Source organism: Pseudomonas sp. P4_C3 (assembly GCF_056402075.1).
Window position 1 is genome coordinate 1 of record NZ_JBFUIC010000281.1, and the last position, 5359, is coordinate 5359.

Genomic DNA, 5359 nt, shown 5'->3' on the forward strand with positions numbered 1-5359 from the left:
GTGTTGGCCGAATCGAGATGGGTTGCACCGCCCTGGACCATCGATTGCCAGCCGCTGTCGGTCCTCTTGTAAACGTTGCCATCATGGCCGGCGTACACGTTGTCGCCGACATGCGCAACGCTGCCGTTGCGATCGTGAATGCCAGCGTATTGGGTGGTGTTGCCGGTATTGGGGTTGTAGACGGCCCCGCGATTGGCGGTGACCTGGGTGCCGGTACGGACGTTGCCGGCCGTCACGTGCTGGCCGGCAATGGCCCCGCCGTTGGGGCCGACGGCCACACCGCTGCGGCCAGCGGCATAGTTGCCGGTGTAGACGTTGTGTACCGCGCCACGCTGGCCGGCCGCGGCGATGCCGGTGCGCGAGTTGTAGGAGGCTCCAACCTGACCGGCCCAGCGATTGCCGGTCCAGGCGTTGTAACCGCCGCCGTAGCGGCTGACCGAAGCCCGGTCGCCCCACTGGCGGTAGATGTTGCCGGTCGTGCCGGCCCAGCCACCGGGGCCCCAGGCGACGGCGCCGCCATGATAGCCGTAAGCGRCACCGCCCCAAGGCATTGGCGCCGGGTACAAATGTGGCCCCCAAGCGTAACCCCAACCGTAATTGCCCCACCACGGATAGGCGCCCCAGCCCCAACCCACGGCGACCGTGCTGCCGCCCCAACTCCAGCCGAAACCGAAGCCGAAGGTCCAGCCTGTCCAGGGTGTGTAGCGAATCGCCACGCCAAAGCCATAGGTCACCGGCGGGCCGTACCAGACACTGCCCACCCACGGCGTATACGGATAACCGGTGCCATACACCACCACACCGCTGTCAGGGTCCAGCGTCGAACCCTGGTACCCCGGCGTGTAACCGACGACGACCGTATCGCCACTGGCTTCGTAGACTTTCACGTAAGTGACGTAGTGCATCGGTGAACTAGGCGGGATCGAATAAATCACCGCCGGCACCGAAGAGGCGACCGTCCAGGGGCCTTGCACCGACGTGGCCACGAACCAGACACCGTTCTCCACTGCGTACSAGCTTTGTGCATCGACCATGATGATCGGCATCGGGCTGTTGACCACGTATTGCAGGGGCGTGCCTTTGATGGCCTTGAGTTGCGGTTCGCCGTCAAATGYCGGCTTGCTCATTTTCACCTGGCTTTTCTTGATCGCCGAGGTCTGCGCAATGGTCGCTGCAATGGCCGCTTCCCTGGCTTGCGGTGTACCGGCCACCGAGGCTTTTACGTTTTCCTTGGGGCTGTCATCGGGAATGTTGGCGAAGTCTGCCGGCAGTTTGTCTGCGCCGACAAAGGTCCAGGGGCCTTTCATGTCTCCGGCGCGGAACCAGCGACCCGAGATCAGCACGTAGCTGTCCTGGTCACCGATCTCCTTGAAAATATGCCCGGTGGTGTTGGTCACATACAGCAGCTTGGTGTTCTGGATCGGCTGCCATTGCGGCGGGCCGTCAGTGACGATCAGCTCGGTCGGCACCGTGGCGATATAGATTTGCGGAATCGGCGGTTTGGCCAGTGTCGGTATCTTGTCCTTCGGATCGCTCTGGCCCGTCAGCAGGTCTACCTGGTGACCCTGGATCGCAGCTTTCTTGGCTTTCTCCAGCTCGGCTGAAGGCGGGTGCAGTGGCGCATACTGCCCGCCCAGATTGTCCGCCACCATCCAGCCATCGAACACGTGCAGGTAATGTTTGCCCTTCGCATCCTTGAGCAGCAGCGGCCGGGTGTTGATCACCCGCTGCAGTGAGGTGCCATCAACGGGGCGATAGGCAGGCTCGCCATCGATGTACACCAGCAGTGCGGGTACCTCGGACGAAATAATGGTCGGCGGGGTATTTTCCAGCGGCTCGCTGCCGGACTTTTGCTCGGCGGCGATGACGCCGAGCGCGGCTTCGAGTTGGTCGAGGGAAATGCTTTTCGTGCGGTTCTCGGCGTCTTGCTTCACCGCGGCGACCCAGCTGTCAGCCTTGGTTGCGCTATCGGGGAAATCGGCCTTGGTGATGGTGTAATGGTCGAGCGCCACCCAGCGGGTGGCCTTGTCGACCAGCGTGTGTGCGCTGAACTGCACGATGCCGTAGGTGGATTTGCCATCGGTGCCCGTGGCCTCCACGGCAGTCCGCGCGTTCAGGGTGTAGCCGTCCCAACTGTCCAGTTGCGGTTGGTAGATGGTCAATTTGGTGTCGCCGGCAGCCAGCACCTGTGGCCAGCTGGGGGAGGCGGTCGCCTGATTCGCGGGAGGTTGGGCGGGCTGCTCCGGTGCTGCCTGAACGCCGCTGAGCGGAACCAGACAGAGCATCAGTAAAACGCTGAATAAACGCAGTTGAGGCATTGTCAGCTCCATCGACAAGACAGTTTGTTGCGGCATTTCAAGGTTGCGAAAAGCATAGCCGCCGTCAATGAAAACGCTCGGCGGTTTGCCTGATTGGCTTAAAGTCGGGTACGGCAATCCGTTGCCATGTGTTATTTCAATGGCTCCACCACCAGACTGATTCCATTGAGAGGCCGTAATGTTCAAAGGTATTTTGATCGACAAAGACGACAGCGGTTACCGGGCCACACTGCAAGAGATCCAGGACGATCAGTTACCCGAGGGCGATGTCACGGTGCGTGTTGCCTACAGCACGCTGAACTTCAAGGATGGCCTGGCGATCACCGGCAGCAGCCCGGTGGTGCGTAAATTCCCGATGGTGCCGGGCATCGATCTGGCCGGTGTCGTTGAAGTCAGCGACCATCCGGACTACAAGGTCGGTGACCAGGTCCTGCTCAATGGCTGGGGCGTGGGTGAAGGGCATTGGGGGGGATTGGCGCAGAAGGCTCGCCTGAACGGTGACTGGCTGATCCCGCTGCCCAAGGCATTCACCGCTGCCCAGGCGATGGCCATCGGTACGGCGGGCTACACGGCCATGCTGTGCATCCTGGCCCTTGAGCACAATGGCGTTACGCCCGAACAGGGTGAAATCCTGGTCACCGGCGCCAACGGTGGTGTCGGCAGTTTCGCCATCGCGTTGCTGAACAAGCTCGGCTACCGGGTGGTGGCTTCCACCGGGCGTACGTCGGAGCATGACTACCTGAAGCAACTGGGTGCTGGCGAAATCATCGACCGCGCCACGCTGTCCGAGCCAGGCAAGCCGCTGGCCAAGGAACGTTGGGCGGCCGTCATCGACTCGGTCGGCAGCCACACCCTGGCCAACGCTTGCGCCAGCACCAGGGCCAATGGCACCGTCGCGGCATGCGGTCTGGCGCAAGGCATGGACTTTCCTGCATCCGTTGCGCCGTTCATTTTGCGCGGCGTGACCCTGGCCGGTATCAACAGCGTGACCCAGCCCAAGGCCAAGCGCGTAGAGGCCTGGAATCGCCTGGCCAGGGATCTGGATTTCAACCTGTTGCCGCTTATCAGTCACGAAATCGGCTTGAGCGAAGCCATCGAAGCCGCGCCGCGCTTGCTTGCCGGGCAGTTGCGCGGGCGCGTGGTAGTGGATGTGAATCGCTGATTACGGCGACTCGCGCTCCAGCAACTGCCGTTTGCGCTCGACACCCCAGCGATAGCCCGACAGGTTGCCATCGCTGCGCACCACGCGATGGCAAGGGATCGCCACGGCCAGGCTGTTCGCGCCGCAGGCTTGAGCCACGGCGCGAACGGCTTTCGGCGAACCGATGCGTAGGGCGATGTCGGCGTAGCTCGCCGTGCTTCCGGCAGGGATCTCCCGCAGCGCTTGCCAGACCCTTTCCTGAAATGCGGTGCCGCGCACGTCCAATGGCAAATCAAGGCCAATGGCCGGCGCCTCAATAAAGCCGACGACTCTGGCAATCAACGCCTCGAACTTCTGGTCAGCACCAATCAGGTTGGCGCGCCGAAACTTGTCTTGCAGATCACAAACCAGTTGGTGCGGATCATCGCCGAGCAGGATCGCGCAGACCCCGCGCTCACTCTGCGCCACCAGAATCGCGCCCAGCGAACACTGGCCGACGGCAAAACGAATGTCGTTGTTTTGACCGGCGGCGCGGTAGTCCCCGGGTTTCATTCCCAGCAGTTGGTCTGCCGCTTCATAAAACCGGCTGTTGGAGTTGAAGCCGGCGTCATACAGGGCATCGGTCACCGAGCCGCCGTCTGCCAGTCGCTCGCGTACCTTGCGTGAACGATGGGCATCGGCGTAGCCCTTGGGCGTCAGGCCGGTGACGGCTTTGAACACACGATGGAAGTGAAAGCTGCTCAGGCCCGCCGCCTCGGCCAATTCGCCCAGGGCAGGCAGCGTTTCGGCGGTTTCGATCTGGCGGCACGCGGCGGCCACGATGGCGGCATGTTGCGCGGCGACTTCGCTCTGATCCTTTGTCGCGCGTTTGCTCGGACGATAACCCGCGGCCCGGGCCTGTTCGGCGCTATCGAAGAATTCGACGTTCTGCGGCTTGGGCAAGCGCGCGAGGCTGCTGGGGTTGCAATAGATGCCTGTGGTCTTCACGGCATAGACAAACTGCCCGTCAGCCTTGGGGTCGCGCGCGACCACGGCGGCCCAGCGCGGATCGTTTTCGATGGAGATCTTGGTCGATTGGGTAGTCATGGCGTCACGTCCATTGAGGGGTTGCCTGCACATTAACCATGGGGCAATTCCCACACACTCCGGCGCTTGCGGTCAAATTCGCAGTCTTTATCTGGCGGTGCGGAAGGTGAAGTTGATGCGTTGCTCGCCCAGTCTCGGGTGATGGCCGTCCTTGATCGGCAACACGCCGTGATAACGCAGGCGATCCACGCCACCCCAGACGACGATGTCGCCATGCAGCAGGGGGATGYGCTGGCTGTTGTCGCCGCGTGCAAAGCCACCGAACAGGAACATCGCCGGCAGCCCCAGCGACACAGAAACGATGGGGGCTGCGTAGGAATGTTCGTCCTTGTCTTGATGCAATGACATTTTTGCCCCGGGGATGTAGCGGTTGATCAGGCAGGAATCCGGCGCAAAATCGGGGAAACCCGCTGCCAGTGCCGCCGCTTGTGCCAGTTGCAGAAACACCTCGGGCATCATTGGCCAGGGCCGGCCGGTCTGTGGATCATCGCGGGTGTACCGATAACCGCTGCGGTCAGTGGTCCAGCCGAATGTGCCACAACTGCTCAGGGCGACCGACATGGTAAAGCCGCCGGGCGTGACCATCTGCCGAAACGGCGCAGCCGCCAGCACCGCCTCCAGGGCGGGCAGCAAACGCTCCAGCCAGGGCAGGGCGAAGCCTCTAAGTACGTAGGACTGTTCACCAATCTGCTCGCGCCTGGGTTGTTGCTCGGGCTCTGCATCGGCAAACAGATCGAAAGTCAGCGGATTCATGGGTTCATGACGCATCGTGAAAGATGATTCCAAGGGTATGCCGTTTGCCGCTGTGCAGGCG

General features: G+C 62.3%; 4 protein-coding genes. 1 reads left to right on the top strand and 3 read right to left on the bottom strand.

Annotated elements, in window-relative coordinates; translation table 11 throughout:
* A partial coding sequence (locus AC1DVH_RS25630) for an autotransporter (protein ID WP_477756159.1) occupies positions 1-2318 on the bottom strand: 2318 nt, incomplete at its 3' end.
* 178 nt (positions 2319-2496) lie between these two features.
* Here AC1DVH_RS25630 and acuI point away from each other — a divergent pair.
* Complete coding sequence (gene acuI, locus AC1DVH_RS25635; protein ID WP_477756160.1) at positions 2497-3480, top strand: acrylyl-CoA reductase (NADPH); 984 nt, start codon at positions 2497-2499, stop codon at positions 3478-3480.
* Here the strand turns inward: acuI and ada are convergent, their stop codons facing one another.
* Positions 3481-4545 (bottom strand): bifunctional DNA-binding transcriptional regulator/O6-methylguanine-DNA methyltransferase Ada, encoded by a 1065-nt coding sequence (gene ada / locus AC1DVH_RS25640; protein WP_477756161.1) that lies wholly within the window; start codon positions 4543-4545, stop codon positions 3481-3483.
* An 87-nt stretch (positions 4546-4632) separates the two neighbouring features.
* Positions 4633-5313 (bottom strand): DNA oxidative demethylase AlkB, encoded by a 681-nt coding sequence (gene alkB / locus AC1DVH_RS25645; protein WP_477756162.1) that lies wholly within the window; start codon positions 5311-5313, stop codon positions 4633-4635.
* Positions 5314-5359 lie beyond the last annotated feature (46 nt).